General features: G+C 53.9%; 17 protein-coding genes and 1 tRNA gene. 15 read left to right on the top strand and 3 right to left on the bottom strand.

The window, feature by feature from the left end; translation table 11 throughout:
* Nucleotide 1 precedes the first annotated feature (1 nt).
* Entirely contained in the window at nucleotides 2–1,036 is a 1,035-nt protein-coding gene (gene tsaD / locus A3224_RS01975; RefSeq protein ID WP_067150785.1) for a tRNA (adenosine(37)-N6)-threonylcarbamoyltransferase complex transferase subunit TsaD, read from the bottom strand.
* A gap of 228 nt (nucleotides 1,037–1,264) precedes the next feature.
* On the opposite strand from tsaD, the gene rpsU reads away from it, so the two are divergent.
* The 12 genes from rpsU to A3224_RS01915 all read left to right on the top strand — a co-directional run bounded on the left by rpsU (nucleotide 1,265) and on the right by A3224_RS01915 (nucleotide 13,690).
* A complete protein-coding gene (gene rpsU, locus A3224_RS01970) occupies nucleotides 1,265–1,480 on the top strand; it encodes a 30S ribosomal protein S21 (RefSeq protein ID WP_020411530.1) in 216 nt (71 codons plus the stop codon).
* A gap of 292 nt (nucleotides 1,481–1,772) precedes the next feature.
* Nucleotides 1,773–2,219, top strand: coding sequence for a GatB/YqeY domain-containing protein (locus A3224_RS01965; RefSeq protein ID WP_067150783.1), 447 nt, complete (start codon nucleotides 1,773–1,775; stop codon nucleotides 2,217–2,219).
* Nucleotides 2,220–2,238: 19 nt separating this feature from the next.
* Entirely contained in the window at nucleotides 2,239–4,161 is a 1,923-nt protein-coding gene (dnaG, locus tag A3224_RS01960) for a DNA primase (protein WP_067150780.1), read from the top strand.
* Between the two features lie 171 nt (nucleotides 4,162–4,332).
* On the top strand, nucleotides 4,333–6,192 hold the full coding sequence (gene rpoD, locus A3224_RS01955) for an RNA polymerase sigma factor RpoD (protein WP_067150777.1): 1,860 nt from the start codon (nucleotides 4,333–4,335) through the stop codon (nucleotides 6,190–6,192).
* A gap of 125 nt (nucleotides 6,193–6,317) precedes the next feature.
* Nucleotides 6,318–6,710: a diacylglycerol kinase gene (locus A3224_RS01950; protein WP_067150773.1), complete on the top strand. Its 393-nt coding sequence runs from the start codon at nucleotides 6,318–6,320 to the stop codon at nucleotides 6,708–6,710.
* A gap of 108 nt (nucleotides 6,711–6,818) precedes the next feature.
* Nucleotides 6,819–7,832 (top strand): autotransporter domain-containing protein, encoded by a 1,014-nt coding sequence (locus A3224_RS01945; protein WP_067150770.1) that lies wholly within the window; start codon nucleotides 6,819–6,821, stop codon nucleotides 7,830–7,832.
* A gap of 105 nt (nucleotides 7,833–7,937) precedes the next feature.
* A tRNA-Ile gene (locus tag A3224_RS01940) sits at nucleotides 7,938–8,014 on the top strand.
* 526 nt (nucleotides 8,015–8,540) lie between these two features.
* Nucleotides 8,541–9,629, top strand: a complete 1,089-nt coding sequence (locus A3224_RS01935) for a DEAD/DEAH box helicase family protein (protein ID WP_067150767.1) — start codon at nucleotides 8,541–8,543, stop codon at nucleotides 9,627–9,629.
* 127 nt (nucleotides 9,630–9,756) lie between these two features.
* Nucleotides 9,757–10,800: a DNA cytosine methyltransferase gene (locus tag A3224_RS01930; protein ID WP_067150764.1), complete on the top strand. Its 1,044-nt coding sequence runs from the start codon at nucleotides 9,757–9,759 to the stop codon at nucleotides 10,798–10,800.
* Nucleotides 10,800–12,473: a TIGR02391 family protein gene (locus tag A3224_RS01925; protein ID WP_067150761.1), complete on the top strand. Its 1,674-nt coding sequence runs from the start codon at nucleotides 10,800–10,802 to the stop codon at nucleotides 12,471–12,473. Before A3224_RS01930 ends, A3224_RS01925 begins: the two co-directional genes overlap by 1 nt.
* Before the next feature lie 152 nt (nucleotides 12,474–12,625).
* Nucleotides 12,626–13,006: a hypothetical protein gene (locus A3224_RS01920; protein WP_067150758.1), complete on the top strand. Its 381-nt coding sequence runs from the start codon at nucleotides 12,626–12,628 to the stop codon at nucleotides 13,004–13,006.
* Nucleotides 13,007–13,027: 21 nt separating this feature from the next.
* On the top strand, nucleotides 13,028–13,690 hold the full coding sequence (locus A3224_RS01915; RefSeq protein WP_067150755.1) for a hypothetical protein: 663 nt from the start codon (nucleotides 13,028–13,030) through the stop codon (nucleotides 13,688–13,690).
* Nucleotides 13,691–13,938: 248 nt separating this feature from the next.
* Here the strand turns inward: A3224_RS01915 and A3224_RS01910 are convergent, their stop codons facing one another.
* Nucleotides 13,939–14,862, bottom strand: coding sequence for a sialate O-acetylesterase (locus tag A3224_RS01910; RefSeq protein ID WP_067150752.1), 924 nt, complete (start codon nucleotides 14,860–14,862; stop codon nucleotides 13,939–13,941).
* Nucleotides 14,863–15,325: 463 nt separating this feature from the next.
* Here A3224_RS01910 and A3224_RS01905 point away from each other — a divergent pair, with 463 nt between their 5' ends.
* Entirely contained in the window at nucleotides 15,326–16,024 is a 699-nt protein-coding gene (locus tag A3224_RS01905) for a DUF4919 domain-containing protein (protein WP_067150747.1), read from the top strand.
* A 216-nt stretch (nucleotides 16,025–16,240) separates the two neighbouring features.
* On the opposite strand, the gene A3224_RS01900 is transcribed toward A3224_RS01905, so the two are convergent.
* The gene (locus tag A3224_RS01900) at nucleotides 16,241–16,837 is read right to left on the bottom strand and encodes a hypothetical protein (protein WP_067150744.1); all 597 of its coding nucleotides are present in this window, start codon (nucleotides 16,835–16,837) and stop codon (nucleotides 16,241–16,243) included.
* Between the two features lie 252 nt (nucleotides 16,838–17,089).
* Here A3224_RS01900 and groES point away from each other — a divergent pair, with 252 nt between their 5' ends.
* Together groES and groL are read left to right on the top strand one after the other, a co-directional pair.
* The gene (groES, locus tag A3224_RS01895; RefSeq protein ID WP_067150741.1) at nucleotides 17,090–17,404 is read left to right on the top strand and encodes a co-chaperone GroES; all 315 of its coding nucleotides are present in this window, start codon (nucleotides 17,090–17,092) and stop codon (nucleotides 17,402–17,404) included.
* Nucleotides 17,401–19,035 (top strand): chaperonin GroEL, encoded by a 1,635-nt coding sequence (groL, locus tag A3224_RS01890; protein WP_067150738.1) that lies wholly within the window; start codon nucleotides 17,401–17,403, stop codon nucleotides 19,033–19,035. The genes groES and groL overlap by 4 nt, the downstream gene beginning before the upstream one ends.
* Nucleotides 19,036–19,300: the final 265 nt, after the last annotated feature.

Below are 19,300 nucleotides of genomic sequence, written 5' to 3'. Positions count from 1 at the left end.
CTCAGCTGAGGCTCCCATCCAATTCCATCATCGGCCAGCGCGGCCGCACTTCCACCGCCAGGCCGGACCGCTCTCCCGCCTGCAGGCGCAAGCAACCGGCGTAAGCAATCATGGCGCCGTTATCGGTGCAGAACTCATGGCGCGGGTAATAAACGCCCGCCCCCTCTTCCCGCAGCCTGGACTCCAGGCGTGTGCGCAGCAGCTTGTTGGCGGACACCCCGCCAGCGACCACCAGAGTCTTGTGACCGGAAACCCGAATAGCGCGGCGGCATTTGATCACCAGGGTATCCACCACCGCCTCCTGAAAAGCCGCGGCGATATCCGCGCAGGTCTGCTCATCCGGCAATCCATCCGCCTGGGCGTATTGGCGCACAGTGGTCAGGGTGTAGGTCTTGAGACCGGAAAAACTGAAATCCAAGCCCGGCCGGTCGGTCATGGGGCGCGGAAAAGTAAAGCGCTCCGGATCACCCTTCTCTGCCAGCGCCGCCAGCCGCGGGCCACCGGGGTAATCCAGATCCAACATTTTCGCCGCCTTGTCGAACGCCTCTCCGGCGGCGTCATCCAGAGATTCCCCCATCAGACGGTAATCCCCCAGGCCGCGCACATCCACCAGCTGCGTGTGGCCGCCGGACACCAACAGGGCAACAAAGGGGAAACTCGGTGGACGCTCTTCCAGCATCGGGGCCAGCAGATGCCCCTCCATATGGTGCACCGCCACCGCGGGAAGCCCCCAGCCATATGCCAGAGCGCGCCCGGCACAGGCGCCCACCATCAGCGCCCCCACCAAGCCCGGTCCCGCCGTATAGGCGATACCGTCCAGGTCGCGCGGATGGGTATCCGTCCTGCGCATTACCTCGCGAACCAGCGGCAGCAATTTGCGCACATGATCGCGGCTGGCCAGCTCCGGCACCACACCGCCATATTCCGCGTGCAGATCCACCTGACTGAAGAGCGCGTGACCAAGCAGCCCCTTCCCGGTGTCGTAAATCGCTACCCCCGTTTCATCGCAGGAGGTCTCTATACCCAGAACTCGCACTTGGCCCTGATCTCTCGTGACTGGTTGAAAAGGCCGCTATCATACTGGAAAGCCCGCAGGGCTGCAGAAATCCGCTCCCGCGAGCGCTTGACAAAAAGTCTTGCGATCCCGCTTTGGAGTGTTTAGAATTTGCGCCCTCGCTGTGGACCGGCCTCCGGGTTGCAACTGCGAGGCGAGAGCAAGCAGTAGCCGGAATGGCCGAGAGAAACGAATTTTACAGGTAATCGAATGCCCTCTGTACGAATCAAAGACAACGAACCTTTTGATATCGCCCTGCGCCGCTTTAAGCGCTCCTGTGAGAAAGCTGGTGTACTGTCTGAAGTGCGCCGCCGCGAGTTTTACGAAAAGCCGACTGCCGTGCGCAAGCGCAAGGCAGCTGCTGCCGTAAAGCGTCACGCCAAGAAGCTGCAGCGCGAAAACCGCAAATTCCAACGCCTGTATTAATCGGGCCACCGGCGCAGCAAACAGGCGCCGGGCGGGCAATCAGCCCAGAGCGGAAAACAAAAACGGCGTGCGAGCCCGTCTCGTGCGCCGTTTTTTATTCGATATCCCAATATTCTCAGCCGGCGCCCGCCGTTTTTTGTTTGCCGCGAAAGCGCTATTCTTGGCCGCACACCGCTTCAACCCCTTGCGGGAGGGAGCAGCCGCGATCGCGCCGCCAGCTTACGCCGAGGCCGCTCGCCTACACTCCCTTCCTACACGGCAGTAAACCCCACACGAAAACGGAACAACCACCATGAGCACTCTCAAGGAAACCCTGGCCCAGGCCACCAAAGACGCAATGAAAGCCCGCGACAAAGAGCGCCTGGCAACCCTGCGCCTGATCAACTCCGAAATTAAGCGCGTGGAAGTGGACGAGCGCATTGAGCCGGATGACGCCCGCATCCTGGCCCTGCTGGACAAAATGATTAAACAGCGCCGAGATTCCATCGCACAATACGAAAAAGCCGGCCGCGCCGAACTGGCGGCAGTGGAACAGGCCGAGATTGATGTCATCCAGGAATTCCTGCCCGAACAGCTGTCCGAAGCGGAAATCAACGAAATCGTCGCCGCCGCCATCAAAGAGACCGGCGCCGCCGGCATGGCCGACATGGGCAAGGTGATCGCACAGGTTAAACCCCAGGTGCAGGGCCGTGCGGATATGGGCGCGGTCAGCAAGCTGGTCAAGGCCCAGCTGGGCTGACAGCGCGGAACCCGAGCGCATGGCCGGCAAAATACCCCAGCACTTTATCGACGACCTGCTCGCGCGGGTAGACATCGTCGATCTGGTGGACAGCCGGGTCAAACTGCGCAAGACCGGAAAAAACTATTCCGCCTGCTGCCCGTTTCACGACGAAAAAACTCCCTCGTTTACCGTCAGCCCAGACAAGCAGTTCTACTACTGCTTTGGCTGCGGCGCCAACGGCAACGCCATCGGCTTCCTGATGGACTACGACCGCCTCGGCTTCCCCGAGGCGGTGGAAAAGCTGGCCGCCAGCCAGGGGCTGGAGGTACCGAGGGAACAGCCCAGCCCGGGCCAGGAAAAACGCCAGAGGGAGGCCCTGTCTCTCTATCAGCTCACCGAACAGGCCGCCGATTTCTACCGCGACCAACTGCGCAACCACCCTGCCGCGGGACCCGCCGTGGCCTATCTGCGCAACCGCGGCGTATCCGGCGAAATAGCGCGGGACTTCGGCATAGGCCTGGCGCCGCCGGGATGGGACAACCTGCTCAACGCCCTCGGCACCACACCGCAGAAAGCGGATCTGCTAGAACAGGCGGGACTCGCCATCCGCCGCCAAGACAGCGACGGGCGCACGGAGCCGGGGCGACGCCACCACTACGACCGCTTCCGCAACCGCATTATCTTCCCCATCCGCGACCAGCGCGGCCGCACCATCGCCTTTGGCGGCCGGGTACTGGGGGACGAAAAGCCGAAATACCTCAACTCGCCGGAAACCCCGATCTTCCACAAGGGGCGCGAACTCTACGGTCTCTGGGAAGCGCGACAGGCCAACCGCGACCTGGCGCGGCTCATTGTGGTGGAAGGCTATATGGACGTGGTGGCCCTGGCACAATTCGGCATCCGCTGCGCCGTAGCCACCCTGGGCACCGCCTGCGGCGAAGACCATATACAGCTGGCCTTCCGCCACACGCAGGAACTGGTGTTCTGCTTCGACGGCGACCGCGCGGGCCGCGCCGCCGCCAGGCGCGCCCTTGAGGCCGCGCTCCCCCACATGCAGGACGGCCGCAGCCTGCGCTTCCTGCTGCTGCCGGAAGGGGAAGACCCTGACACCCTGGTGCGCCAACTGGGCGGAGCGCGTTTCAACCAGCTGCTCGATGAGCAGGCGCGGCCCCTGGAAGACTTCCTCTTCGACCTGCTGGGGGAAGGCATCAACCTACAGACCATGGACGGCCGCGCGCGCCTGTCAAAACTGGCCGCGCCCCTGCTGGACCTGCTGCCGGAAGGCGTCTACCGCCAGCTGATGTTCCAGCAGCTGGCCGCCCGCACCGGCCTGGACAGAGACACCCTGCAGGAAGTCATCATCGCGGAAAAAGCCCGAACCGCGCAGACACAACCACAGCCTCCGGAACCACCGCCAGCACGCGATCCCGGCCAAACGTCCGCCGAAGCCGAAGCGCCACCGCCGGAACACCACGTGCCCGCGCCGCCACAGCCGCGCCGCCGCGGACAGCATCGCCTGCCGACCGAACGCATGCTCATCGCCCTATTGCTGCACCACCCGCACCTGGCACAGCAGATCGACGACAGCGACTACTTCCGCCAGCGCGGACACCCGGACCTGGCCCTGTTCGCGGACCTGGTGGACCTGCTCAAGAGCCGCCCCGACTACAATCTGAACCAGCTGCTGGGCTACTGGCGCGCCCACCACGGCGCCGATTCCTGCGAAATCCTCGCCCGACTCGCCGCCTCACAGCTGGTCAGCGGCGTACGACACCTGGCCCAGGGCGACGAAAAGCTGGAATACGACCCGGCAGCCGAATTCAATGACTGCCTGCAGAGACTAGAACTGGCCGCACGGAAACAGCGCAACCGCGACCTACTGGCCCAACTCAAGGCCTCCGGGGGGCAACTGAGCGCGGAGCAACTCGCCCTGCTCGCCAACTGGCGCAAGCGCGAATAGCCCGCCCCCTTGAATCCCGGACGCCCGCCACCATTATCAGTCACCCCGGAGGTAGGAAACCAGAAACCATACAAACCACCACTTGACAGTCACAAGTGGTTATTGCTACCGCAAATACGCTATAATCCCGCGTCTTTGTCCCGTATTTCTCCTTACGTTTCAGGGTTGTGCATGACCGACAACACCCAACAGCAGACTTCCCGCATCAAGGAACTGATCGCCCGCGGTAAAGAGCAGGGCTATCTGACCTACGCCGAAGTGAACGACCACCTGCCGGAGGACATCTCCGACCCCGATCAGGTGGAAGACATCATCGGCATGATCAACGACATGGGCATCAAGGTGTTCGAGAGCGCACCGGATGCCGAAGAGTTGTTGATGGCCGAGGGCGACAGCTCCGCCGACGAAATCGCCGCCGCCGAAGCCGCCGCCGCCCTGGCTGCAGTGGAATCCGACGTAGGCCGCACCACCGATCCGGTACGCATGTACATGCGCGAGATGGGCACCGTAGAACTGCTCACGCGCGAGGGCGAAATCGCCATTGCCAAACGGATCGAAGAGGGCCTGCGCGAACTTATGGCCGCCCTCGCCTACTGGCCCGGCGCCGTGCAGCAGGTAATCGATGAATACCAGCTAATCGACCAGGAAGAGCGCCGCATCGCCGACATTGTCGCCGGCTGGCTGGACCCGGCCGAAGACGTCCCCCCCGGCGCCCAAGCCGGCCAAGCCGCGGAGGAAGCCGACGCCGACACCACTGACGTCGACGCCGACGATGACGATGACGACGACTCCAGCACCCAGGAGGAAGATGCCAGCGGCATCGACCCGGAAGAGCTCGCAGAGCGCATGAAGCTCCTGATCGCCGCGCAGAAAAAAGCCGATGCCGCGATCAAGAAATTCGGCCGCGACTCCAAAGAGGCCGGTGCCGCCATGGAGGCCGTGGGCGAAATCTTCCGCTACTTCAAACTGGCCCCGCGCCAATTTGACCCGCTGTACAACGAGGTGCGCAGCATTCTCGACGAGGTGCGCGAACAGGAGCGCACCATCATGAACCTGTGCATCAAAAAGGCGAAGATGCCGCGCAAAACCTTTATCAAGGAATTCCCCGGCAACGAGATCAACGAAGACTGGATCCCGGCCGTCATCAAGAAAAAGCGCGACTACTCCGACGCCCTGCGCCATGTGGCGGACGACATTATCCGCGCACAGCGCAAACTGGCCCAATGCCAAGAGCGTGCCGGCCTGGAAATCAGCCAGATCAAGGAAATCAACCGCCGCATGTCGATCGGCGAGGCCCGCTCGCGCCGCGCCAAGAAGGAAATGGTTGAGGCCAACCTGCGCCTGGTGATCTCCATCGCCAAGAAGTACACCAACCGCGGCCTGCAATTCCTCGACCTGATCCAGGAGGGCAATATCGGCCTGATGAAAGCGGTGGACAAATTCGAATACCGCCGTGGCTACAAGTTCTCCACCTACGCCACCTGGTGGATCCGCCAGGCGATCACTCGCTCCATCGCGGACCAGGCGCGCACCATCCGTATTCCGGTGCACATGATTGAGACCATCAACAAGCTCAACCGCATCAGCCGCCAGATGCTGCAGGAAATGGGCCGCGAACCCACTCCGGAGGAACTGGGCGAGCGCATGGACATGCCGGAAGACAAAGTGCGCAAGGTGTTGAAGATCGCCAAGGAGCCCATCTCCATGGAAACTCCGATCGGCGACGACGAAGACTCCCACCTGGGCGACTTCATCGAGGACGCCAACCAGGCCTCCCCGGTCGACACCGCCACCCAGACCGGCCTGCACGACGCCACCCGCGCCGTGCTCGCAGGCCTGACCGCGCGCGAAGCCAAGGTACTGCGCATGCGCTTCGGTATCGACATGAACACCGACCACACGCTTGAAGAAGTGGGTAAACAGTTCGACGTGACCCGCGAGCGCATCCGCCAGATCGAGGCCAAGGCCCTGCGCAAGCTGCGCCACCCGTCTCGCTCCGAGCACCTGCGCAGCTTCCTCGACGAAGGCTGAGAACTGCTACACTGGAAAGCCCGGCACCGCCGGGCTTTTTTATGAAACGAAAGATCGCGCAAGCCCCCACCCTCGCCTAAGGCCGAGGTAAAGGGTGAAAGAAATTGCGCCGCACGAAACCTCGTATGCAAGAAGAATTCACCAACAAACCCGGCAAAACCGGCATCACCAGACTGATCGACGCCACCTGCTACTCCTGGCAAGGCCTCCTCGCCGCCTGGCGCAACGAAGCCGCCTTCCGCCAGGAAGTCACCCTGGCCGTATTCCTGATCCCCCTCGCCCTGTGGCTCGGCGACAGCGGCGTTGAACGCGCGATGATGATCGGCGCCACCCTGCTGGTAATGATCGTCGAACTGCTTAACAGTGCGGTGGAAGCGGCCATCGACCGCATTGGCCCCGAAAAACACCCCCTGTCCAAATTCGCCAAAGACACCGGCTCCGCCGCTGTGTCCCTCTCCCTGCTGCTGTGGCTGTTTACCTGGGGCTGCATACTCCTGCCACGCTGGATCGGCGGCTGACCGGCCAGCAGAGCAACACTTTTCCGCCAACCTCCTTCCAGAGCGGCCAAGGCCGCAGTGCCAGCTACAATTTCTGTACAGAGATAGTAATTGAGCCAAGGAAGGTTTATGCAGCTCAAGCCCCTGTCACCCGCCAGCCTGGCGGCGATACTCTGCATCACGCTGCCCGCTGAGGGACTCTCCCAGGGGACCCCGGCCACAAGCGAACTGGTAGTCCACACCCAAATCAAGAAACTCGCCCTGATGGTTTCCTTGGACCAACTGGACGGCTTTCAGCAACGCCGCCAGGAATGGCGAAGCGACCCTGCGGGCTACAACAACATCCGCTTGCAACTCCACCACGGCGACCTGAAACTCGACTGGCAGGGCGACACACCCAGCCGCATCGACGGCACCTTAAGCAGCCTGAAAATCAGCCGCGACCTCTACAGCGGCCCCTCCTGCCGCGGCAGCCAGCAGGGCGGCATCAGCGCAGGCAGCAGCTTCGTCAACGGCGACAGCAGCGCCCTGCTGAGCGAACGCGGCGCAAACCTCCCGGTGGGACAAAATCAACTGCAAAGCCACTTTATCGGCGCCTACTTCAGCGATTACCGCAACACCGGCCACTATTTCGACCTCCAGGCCAAACTGGCCTATCTGCGTACGGACAGCCGCGCCCATAGCGGCAGAAGTGCCACCCGCCACGGTGTACAAATCGCCCTGTCCGCGGAGAGCGGGCTCGACATAGCGCTCGGCGAACACTACAACCTGGAGCCCCAGGCACAGCTGCTCGCCAACTACACCAGCCTGAACGCCTTCTCCGCCAACGGCTACCGCATGGATACCGGAGTGACCCCGGAACTCAATCTACGCCTCGGCCTGCGCGCCTACGCCACCGGCAAGCCCCACTTCGCCTTCGCCAACTTCTGGTACACCCTGGACGGCGACGACGAACTCTACGGCAGCGGCCAGCTGGAACTGAAAAGCCCCCGCGGCGCCCGCTGGCTGGAACTGGGCCTGGGCACCCGCCTGCTGCAACTGCCCTTTGCCGACCTATCCCTCGATATCCGCTACCGCAGCGCCGCGGATGACTACGACTGGAGCGACATAAGCGCCAACCTAGGGCTGAGCTGGGCCTGGTAATCCAGACCACCTCACCGAAAACGCAGCAAACGAAAGGAACCCATTGATCCGCAAAGAAAAATCAGGTAATTTCCCACCCCTCTCGCGACCGCGAGACCGCATTGGGGGCCCTTAGCTCAGTTGGTTAGAGCATCCGACTCATAATCGGCAGGTCCTGGGTTCGAGTCCCGGAGGGCCCACCATCTTTCTCATTAAACCCCGCCAGTTCCGAAGTCGTAACGTAGCCAGCATGGTTGTGTATCTATCGGCAAGAGAATAAGCGAGAAGTAAGCAATCGTTCGTTACTCTATTTTCCTTTTCACACTTCTATCCAGCTTCGCCCTTTCTTCGGCCCAGGGCATAGTGCCATTTGGTATCGAGCTTTTATTTCCAAACAGAAATCACCGATTCAGCGCCCTATTACTGGCTCCCAAAATGCCGCACAACTTTTATATTCCTCCATCATTTATTTGCATACAGGCGCACATAGTACAGCTTCAAATCGTAAATTGTCGCTAGATCTAAAAGCCGTGGTATTCTTCCCCGTTATTCGCAAAAAAACCAGGGACAGTCAGGCTATGACATCTTGCTCAATAAAGTAACCGTATAAATAGTGCTTCTGAAAAGCCTCTACAAACGATGTGCATTATTCAATTACGGAATTGATGAACTGCTTAAACGTACTGAGCAGGCAAGCATCAACAGCAATCAGTCTAAAAAGAAGTGAGCATGATCAACCAAAACCCCGAACAAATCGCTCGTGATCACATAGACGCCCAGCTCCGGCAAGCGGGCTGGGCGGTGCAGGACAAAAAGAAAATCGACTTTTCCGCCGCCCCGGGTGTGGCCGTGCGCGAATACCAGACCGATGTAGGCCCGGCGGATTACGTCCTGTTCGTGGATAAACAGGCCGTGGGCGTAATTGAAGCCAAATCCGAATCCTGGGGGGAGAAAATCACCACGGTTGAAGATCAGTCTCAAGGGTATGCCAGTGCCACGCTGAAGTGGGTCAACAACAGCCAGCCCCTGCGTTTTGTCTATGAAAGCACCGGTGTGATCACCCGCTTTACCGACGGGCTGGACCCGCACCCGCGGTCCCGCGAGGTGTTCAACTTCCACCGCCCGGAAACCCTGGCAAAATGGCTCAGGGAGCCGAAAAGCCTGCGCGGCCGCCTGCAGGACTTTCCGCCGCTGAACACCGAGGGTTTGCGCGAGTGCCAGATCACCGCCATTACCAACCTGGAAGCCTCCTTCCGGCAGGACAAACCCCGTGCGCTGATACAGATGGCCACCGGCTCCGGCAAAACCTTTACGGCGATTACCGCCTGCTACCGCCTGTTGCGGGAACCAGTCAGCGCCAACCGCATCCTGTTTCTGGTGGATATCAAAAACCTGGGCGAACAGGCCGAGCAGCTGACCAAGCCTAAAGAACCCCTGCCAGTGGTGTACAACGAGAAGATCCCGCCGGAATTATTCGACGTGATCATCATCGACGAATGCCACCGCTCCATCTACAACCAGTGGCGGCAGGTGCTGGAATACTTCGACGCCTATCTGGCGGGCCTCACCGCCACGCCGGATAACTGCACTTACGGCTTTTTCCGCAGGAATGTGGTCAGTGAATATGATCAAGAAAAAGCCGTGACCGATGGCGTCAATGTGGGTAATGGTGAGCTGAATGAACTGGTCTACAGCATCCCCCACGACAAAAAACAGACGATAGTTCACGACGACCTGGATCAGACACTTGAAGTCGAATGGATCGGAAAACCAAAGGAAACCCCAAGGAATTTGTGCAAAAATTTTACGGCCATTTGAAAGAACAAACCAGCCAGATAGACGTCCTAATCATCTACAAAAACCCCCTAATGACCTAATAGTCGCACAATAATTAAAAATTTGAGAAAAATTCAAAAGAAGAGAATTATTAATCGAAAGAACAGATATGAAATTTAACGCCATCGATTTATTTTGTGGTGCCGGAGGACTTACTGTTGGCTTACAAAAAGCCGGATTTGAAGTTCTTGCTGGTGTAGAGATAAATAAAAATGCCGCTGAAACATATAGGCTAAATCATCCAAATCACGTTCTATATGAGAAAGATATTTGCGAACTAACCCCTCAAAATATTATTGATGATTTAGGGATAAAAAAAGGAAATCTTGACCTATTAGCAGGGTGCCCACCCTGCCAGGGTTTTTCAAGGCATAGGACAAGAAATAAAAGCGTTTCGGTAGACGACGCGAGAAATGAATTGATTTTCGAATTCATTCGCTTTGTGGAAGGTTTATTACCAAAAACAATTATGATGGAAAATGTTCCTGGGCTTTACAAAGACCCTAGAATGAAACTTGCCATTAAAAAGTTGAAAGCATTAGATTATCAGTTCTCAGAACAGACTCTAGCGATAAGAGACGCTGCAGATTTTGGAGTTCCACAGCGACGAAAAAGAATGATATTAATGGCTTCACGATTTGGAATTATTGAAGAGCCCCAAAAAGATAAGAAACCAGCCACTGTGAGAGACTTCATTTACAACCTTAAAAAATCAGGGGAAAGTGGTGATTTTTTACATGACTGGCAATCAAAACGCACAGAAAAAGTAAATAAAATTATTTCACTTGTTCCAAAAAATGGGGGGTCCAGATCAGACATTCCGAAAAGATACTGGCTAGATTGTCATAAGAAAAATCCAGACAGCTATAAAGATGTGTATGGACGAATGTGTTGGGACTCTGTAGCCCCCACTATTACTGGAGGGTGTCACAACCCATCCAAAGGACGCTTTATTCACCCAGAAGAAGACCGAGCAATTTCTCTTCGTGAAGCTGCTCTTCTTCAAACTTTCCCTAAGCGCTACAAATTCTCCGTAAAAGGTGGGAAAGACTCTGTCGCACTAATGATAGGAAATGCACTCCCACCAAAATTTATCAAGCGACAAGCTGAAATGATTTACAAACACCTAAAAGAAATCTTTGGAGAAGAATAATGGATTACGAATTGAAATTTGACCCAAAGACAATTGAGCACCTAGGGGTAAAAATGTACTCAACATTACCCCCAGCTTTAGCAGAAATTATTTCAAATGCATATGATGCTGATTCAGATAAAGTAATTTTGACTTTTCATGAGCAAAACAGAGTGCCTAAATCAATAAGCATTAAGGATGATGGAGAAGGCATGAGTGCTTCAGATATCCAAAATAAATTTTTGGTGATTGGTAGAAATAGAAGGGATGTTGAGGGTGATAAGCCGTCAAAGAAACATAATCGGTTACCAACAGGAAAAAAAGGACTGGGAAAGTTAGCGCTTTTTGGGTTGGCTAAAAAAATTACTGTAGATACTGTTCAGGATGGATTGAGGAATCGTTTTGTATTGGATTGGGATAACTTGCTGTCCGCCGATGGCTCTTACCATCCTCAAATTGAAATTGCAAATCAAAAAACAGATTCCCCGAATGGTACAACGATTAAGTTGTCAGAACTGAAACGGAAGACACCTTTTGATCTAGAATCCATCGCAGATAGTCTATCAAAAATATTTATTATTGATAACTCCTTTTCTATCGAGTTAAAAACCACTAATCCTGATGACAAATCTATTCTAGTCAATAATGAGCGTAAATATGCTCTTATAGAGCAGGAGTTTACGTGGACAGAAAAAGATCTCATATCTTCAGATAGTGATTACTATGGCAAGATTTCATTTACTTTCATTACCACTAAAACTCCGATCCCACCTAACTCTGGGTTAAGAGGAGTTACTTTATTTTCAAGAGGAAAGTTGGTAAATGCTCCTGAGTATTTTTCATCCAGCACATCAAGCCATTTTTACCAATACTTGACGGGATGGATTAGAGCTGACTTTATTGACCTTCTAGATGAGGATGTAATTTCAACAAATCGCCAATCCATAAACTGGGATCACCCTGAGATGCAAGAACTTAGAGAGTTTCTTTCGAAGTTGATTTTGCAAGTGGGAAAGGAGTGGCGTGAAAAACGTAAAAACAAGAAAGAAGAAAGATTCTCAAAAAATACAGGGATCGATAAAGAGAAATGGCTTTCTAGCATGTCTGATGATGTCAGAAAACCTGTAGAAAAAATTGTAGATGTAATGACAAAAGATGAGGAGGTGGAGAGTACATTCACCCCAATAATTCAAGCATTACATGAAATTGTACCAGAATACCCAGAGCTTCACTGGCGTCATCTACATAAAAAAATCAGGTCAAGAATACAGAGTTACTATGAAAATCAGCAATTTGCCGAAGCAGCTGATCAAGGCACAAAAGTATATGGTCAAATTCTTCGTGAAATAAGTGGAGAATCTTTAGACGGTACCGATTTGGCGAAATTATTTGCCACAGGTGACAAAAAAAGACCTAAAAAACCAAAGATAAAAGTTGCTGATGTCAATACTGAAAGTGGTTGGAATATTCAAGAGGGTCAGGCGCACATGACACGCGGCGTCATGGCCGGATTTAGGAACCCAATGAATCATGCACCCATTGATGTTGTGGTTCCAGAGATCTTCACTCAATTGGACTGTTTGAATATTTTGAGCTTAATTTCATATTTAACTACACGACTAGACTATTCTGATAATGATAGATCAGAAAATAATTCTGAAAGTTCGGCTTCGGATAATAAATGCAATTGGTAAAGGGATGGCCATCTGGTAGATGGCCTGCACCTTTCCTCACCAGGAGAAATACACTGATGAACTACAACCAGCTGATTGCTTCCTTACCAATTGCACTTATTATCAAAAACCGCGCAATAAAAAGATGAAATATACGACAGGATAGAACTCAAATGAAGACCAAAAACATATGGATAGCTTTTATAAAAAGTCGACCGCTTCCTAACTGCGATTTCGATTTCGATGGAGGCGATTTCTTTTTCTGTGAAGCCTATGTCCCAATATACCAATCAGAACGTCCACAACATATTTTTGAGGAAATCATTAGAAAATCTAAAGAAAAACTGCAGGATAAAAACTTGGAAATTGTTGATATTTCCATGATTACCCGGTTTGATCAATCTCAATGGGAAGTAGAAGGCAACAGCGGAAACAATCCTCACGAACTCGCAAAGCTCGCCAAAGAAAGCAACAATATTGTCTTTAGCGGATTTCGGTCCGAAGAGATTGAAGAAGAAACAAAATATATACATAGAATTATAAATTTGGACTAACAAGCAAACAAGGATTTAAAAATGGAATTTAAAAGTGGGGCCACATCAATAGCAGAAGACAAATACGAATTTAAAACCGATGTAAATCTAATCTTTGGAAACAAAACCATTACGCGCAAATATGTCCTAAGAACAACACTGCACAGCCTACCTGTATGGAAGGCAAGAAATGCTAATGTGAATATCACTGCCTACGAAGACCGTACTGCAAGCGTCGTAAAGAAAGCCGCCATTATTGACAGAGAAATCTGGGTATTTGAAATTGATTCAACATGTGCAGATGATATAGTGGCCGCCGTCAAATATGCATCACATTACTACGACGCACCCCCTGAATTACTATTAAAAAATGTCTACGCTAAAAATCTAAACGCAGAAAATATCGATGACAAAAATGATGAAATTAAGATAAGAACAAACAAAGATCTATACTCGAATACTTGCAACGCAATTCTTCAAGCCGCAAAAACACTTGGAGTATCAAGTCAACTGAACTTTTATGTATTCAGCAAAAATAATAATCCGAAAATACCGCAAACAGAATTAAAAGAGGCACTATTATGTGGCGGCGCAAGGTCCGTTACTACAGACGATCATAAACCTAAAGTTTACATCGGAAATAACGCTGGTACTGATTTTATAGTACAAAGGACCAACTTCCATCTCGCTACTCTTTCACCTTAGCCTAGACAATTTTCAGTTGTTGAGTATAAATTGGCCATCGGAGCATTTATCTTTATCGGCGTTAGAGATTTGAAGAAGAAAAGAAGTTATTCCTACTTCAATTGATTTCATCAACGGGGAAAAACCGCCTCCCTATACTACTTTTAAAATCCTCGACTTAAAATTAATAAGTGCAATCTTGTATGCAGGGCATCCATGTTTACACTCTGCCCTGCATACACAATCAGCTAAGCGCACATATCAGCGCATTATTTACCGCATTTATCCTCCAGTTTACTCATCGCCTTGGCAAATTCGGTGCCCATGCGGATAAAGCCTTCGGTATTGTAGTGCCAACCGTCGTCTAGGTAACCGAAGTCTTCGGTGGCGGTCATGTAGGCGGCGCAGGTGTCACTTTTTACGTAGTCTCGCTGAGCGTCTTGTACGGTTTTGATGTAGTCCATCACTGTGCCGTCTTCGCTCATTCCGGAGTCGGTGATTTTGCCAATAACCACGGGCAGGTCATCCACGCGCAGTGCGGCCCGCAGTAAATCCATTAAGCGTTGCAGGTTTGCGCGGTAGTCGTCGGCGGCTGCCTGGCTATCAAAGGCATCGGCCTCACCTTGCATCCATACGATCCCTGCAGGGACCAGGGTATCGGGGGCACCATCGCCGTCAATATCTGGATCTGCAAAGGCGTTTCGCAGGGTTTTTAAGGCGTGGTCGTATTGGTTCAGCCCGGCGCCTTCATTGAAGTCCGGATGCCAGTTTCCGTAGCCAACCCCTTGAGCCAGGCCTGTGCCACCGACGGCGTATTTAATAATGGCGATGCGCTCTTGCGGGTAAGTGTTGGCCATTACCTGGCCAAAAAAGAGTTCGGGGCCAAAGCGTCCGGAGTGCATGTTTTTCTTGCCGTCGGTTTTAAAACCTGTGCCAAAGCCCGGTTCCAGTGTTTGCCACAGGCCGACGCCACCATGGGTTTGGTTATCCAGGGCTGGCTGACCGGCAAAAATCTTCACCCTGTCATTGGCTTTAAATGCGCCTTTTGGCAGTTCATTGGTATACCCATACCCCTCCATGTTCGACTGGCCGCCTAAAAAGTAGAGTCTGTAAGTATTGCCTTCGGTAGCGGCAAATCCTGTGCTGCCGATGCATAAGCCCAGCGCAGCGATAAGTTTTTTGACACACCTCATTATTTACTCCTATGGTAGTGTTGCTACGGATCTGCCGGTTTTGGCATTATTGCCGTCAAATAAGCGCACAAAGGTGGCTATTAATAGCAAAATTCAGTGGTTTGGGCCAACTAATTTCATTGCGGTGCGCGATGACTGATGGATGCAGTCAATGGCTCGGCTTATATCCGCCTATCAACTGAATCCTTTCCAAGCGTCACTCTCCCACCCTATGTCGATGTTCGCGCTGCAGCAGCAAGAAAACCGCTTGCGTATACCAGCCGGGGCATTTAGGCTGGCAAACGCCCCACCCTCCTGTTTGTTAATCATCCAGTGGAGCAATGGCGCCTATTCGCAAACAGAACGAATGATCAACCCATGGTGATTCATCCTGGATCGACGTAGTGCCAATTTGCACAAGCTGCAATAGTTAATCTTTATCCAATGTGGCTCGAGAAAGAAGAATAAATTGTGGAACACCATTATGAAGCATTATATTTTCATTGTTTTTTTATTGATTTGCGGATGTGCAGTTACCAATCCCCAGGGGGCTATCGAGTCCTCTCAGGCAGATAACACCACAGACGACGCCGCCCCTACACATGCCGAAGATATTGGGGACAGCAATTACCAACAGGCTCTGGAAATTCTGAAAAACAAAGGCAGTAAGGCCGAGCCAAAAGACTTCCAGCGCGTACGAGAAGCCTATGCCAACTCTTCAAAATACTTCCCGTATTTTGATCCAACTTCCAGCCTAGTGGAAACGGGGTTTGAATCTTTGAATAAGAGTGACTGGGCCGCATGTATCAATGCCGCAAACGAGATAGTGAAGGCCAATTACACCAGTCTGCCCGGCCATTTTCTCGGCATGGCCTGCAATATGGAAAGCGGCAATACAGAAAGAGGAGAAGTACATAAACTTGCGTTGAATGGATTTATCGAAGCCATCTGGTCCACTGGTGACGGCAAGAAAATGGAAAGCGCTTTCCACACCTATAGCACGCCGGAACTCCGCGCTTTTCTGCAACTACAGGGGTTGGAGATTATCGATCAGGCACTGTTGAACGGTAAAGAGGGTGTTTTCGATCTGATGGGCGTTCGAGATCCGCAAACCGGAGATGAATTCAAGCTCTATTTCAATATTACCCATCAGTGGGTCAAGGGGGCATCCTCTTTTCAGTAATGCTTCCGCCGCCTTTTAAGGAGCGTTTTGATGCGCTCGCCGGAGCGCTCCTGAATTCGCTATAGCCTTTTGGAGAGTCAGTTGGCGATCTCTTGTGGGTTATTCCTTCGTCAGGAGTAGCACACAAGAAAGCTTTTCAAACATAACTCTGTACTGCTTCTTCCTTCCCGAATACTTCAGGCAGAGCAGAGTTTTACGCTGTCTAGCCACCTGCCATCAATGCAACACATCCGACTCCGGCAAATTAATGCCCAGGTCTCTCAGCTGCCGTGCCAAGTGCGGGTCTCGGGTTTGGCGCCAGCGTTGGTAGAGGTTCAGGACGTCGGCGGCGTCGAAGAGTTTCTGCCGGGCACAGGCGCGGGCAACCAGATCGAGCATGCGCGCGAACATGGCGGCTAGTTCGGAAAAGATATGCCGGTTGTGCCGGGCGTTCTCTGAAAGGTAATCGTAGGCACCGCCGCCCATACCCACGAAGTAGTCCCTGAGTATTCCCCGGCGCTCGAACTTTTCCGGGAAAAGGGCGCCGAGGAACAGGGCTGAGTCACCCAATTGACGCAGTATCAGGCAGCGCTGACGCATATCCTCGGCCTCGTGGGCGTCTTTATACAGCAGAGCCAGCGGGCGGATGTCCACTTCACCGCGGTCGTAGCTGAACAGTTGATCGCTGTCACCGAAACGGGCCAACATATTGGCAGTGTACCAGAGGGTATCTTCGTGGGGTGGCGGCGCCATCCGGCGGCCGAGTTCCTCCAGCCGCTCGCGAAAGTATTCGGCCAGGGTCATTTCAAAAACAGGCTGTTGCACCAGGGACATATACACACCTCCTACACTTCCCCAGACTATCGAAAAGCGCGGACCGGACCTAGAAACATTCCATTTTCAAAGCCGCGTTTTTTATACGAAAAAATCATAAAAATTTTGCTGACCCACCCCTTGAAATGACTTTGCGCGCTCTTATTTTGCCGCTCGGAAGGGGCCGGGGCGGTCTGCCCGCGGCCGCGTCTTCCGCACTTATTGTGATTTCTGCTTCGGCAATATTCGCAATTGTTTATGGGAGGAACCCCAATGAAAATCAAACCGCTCCAAGACCGGGTGGTTGTCAAACGTCTTCCTGCAGAAACCACCACCAAAGGCGGCATTGTGATTCCGGACAAGGCCGCCGAAAAGTCGACCCAGGGCGAAGTCTGCGCCGTGGGCGACGGGGTACCGCTGGACAGCGGCGAGCTGCGCCCGCTAACCGTGAAGGTCGGTGACCGGGTCCTGTTTGGGCAGTACGCGGGCACCGAAGTGAAAATCGACGGTGAGGATTACCTGATCGTCAAGGAATCCGACATTCTGGCCGTACTGGACAACGCAGAGGTTGAGGAGAAAGCCGCATGAGTGCGAAGGTTGTAAAGTTTTCTGACGATGCCCGTGAACGCATGCTGGCCGGGGTCAATATCCTGGCCAACGCGGTAAAAGCCACCCTCGGCCCCAAGGGCCGCAACGTGGTGCTGGACAAAAGTTTCGGCGCGCCGCGGGTGACCAAAGATGGCGTATCCGTGGCCAAAGAGATCGAGTTAAAGGACAAGTTCGAAAATATGGGCGCGCAGATGGTCAAGGAGGTGGCTTCCAAAACCGCCGATGTGGCCGGTGACGGCACCACCACCGCCACTGTGCTGGCACAGGCAATGCTGCGCGAGGGCCACAAGGCGATCGCCGCCGGGTTGAACCCCATGGATCTGAAGCGCGGTATCGACGCCGCCGTGAAGGCCGCCACCGAACAGCTATCAAAACTGTCCAAGCCCTGTGACGACAGTAAATCCATCGGCCAAGTGGCCACTGTATCCGCCAACTGGAACACAGATATCGGCGAAATTCTGGCGGAGGCCATGGAGAAGGTGGGTCGCGACGGGGTGATCACCGTCGAAGAGGGCAAGTCGCTGCAGAACGAACTGGAAGTGGTTGAAGGAATGCAGTTCGACCGCGGCTATCTGTCGCCCTATTTTGTCACCAACCAGGACAAAATGCAGGCCGAGCTGGAAAACCCCTACATCCTGCTGTTCGACAAAAAGATCAGCAATATCCGCGACCTGCTGCCGCTGCTCGAATCCGTGGCCAAAGCCAGCCGCCCACTGCTGGTGATCGCCGAGGATATCGAAGGCGAGGCCCTGGCCACCCTGGTGGTCAACAACTTGCGCGGCATTCTCAAGGTGGCCGCGGTAAAAGCGCCCGGCTTCGGCGACCGCCGCAAGGCCATGCTGCAGGACATCGCCACCCTCACTGGCGGCACCGTGATCTCCGAGGAAGTAGGGCTGTCGCTGGAGAAGGTGGAATTGGAGCAGTTGGGCAGCGCCAAGCGAGTGGTGATTGGCAAGGAAAACACCACTATTGTCGACGGTGCCGGCCAAAAAGCCGATATCGATGCGCGCGTCGCCCAGATCCGCGCCGAAATCGAGAAATCCACTTCCGATTACGACCGCGAAAAACTGCAGGAACGCGTGGCCAAGCTGGCCGGCGGTGTGGCCGTGATCAAGGTCGGTGCCGCCACGGAAGTGGAAATGAAAGAGCGGAAGGATCTGGTGGACGATGCCCTGCACGCAACCCGCGCGGCTGTGGAAGAAGGCATAGTGCCCGGCGGTGGTGTCAGCCTGGTGCGCATTGCCGACGAATTGCGCAAGTCCGACCTCAAGGGCGCCAATGACGACCAACAGGTAGGCATCAGGATCGCCTTGCGCGCCATGGAAGAACCCTTCCGCCAGATTGTCGCCAACGCTGGCGTAGACGGCAGCGTGGTACTGGAGAAGGTGCGTTCCGACAACAACCAGGCTTTTGGCTACAACGCCCAGACCGGCGAGTATGGCGACATGATCGGACTCGGGATTATCGACCCAGCCAAAGTCACCCGCTCTGCGCTGCAGAACGCCGCATCTATCGCAGGCCTGATGCTGACTACCGAAGTGATGGTGGCGGACAGACCCAGCGAGAACAAAGACCAGGGTACAACACCTCCCGCACCGGATTTTGCATAAAGCTTTATCTCAGGGGGCCTCAGGGCCCCTTTTTTTGCCTACCTCTCAATGCACTACACTCGATACCAGAGCAGCACACCTCCCGCCTCATCCCATCACATTGCCAAACCTTCGTCCCTACAACCCCGACTCCGATGAGCTGCCCTTTTGGCGCCCCTATCAACCAGAAGACGTGCGGAATCGCACAATTCCGTCACCCAAAGTAGTACTTCAAGCCAAAACCCACAAATAGGCTTTACAAAAAAATTACACCTGACTAACCTCT

Source organism: Microbulbifer thermotolerans (assembly GCF_001617625.1).
Classification (GTDB): domain Bacteria; phylum Pseudomonadota; class Gammaproteobacteria; order Pseudomonadales; family Cellvibrionaceae; genus Microbulbifer; species Microbulbifer thermotolerans.
This window is presented reverse-complemented; position numbering and strand designations above follow the sequence as displayed.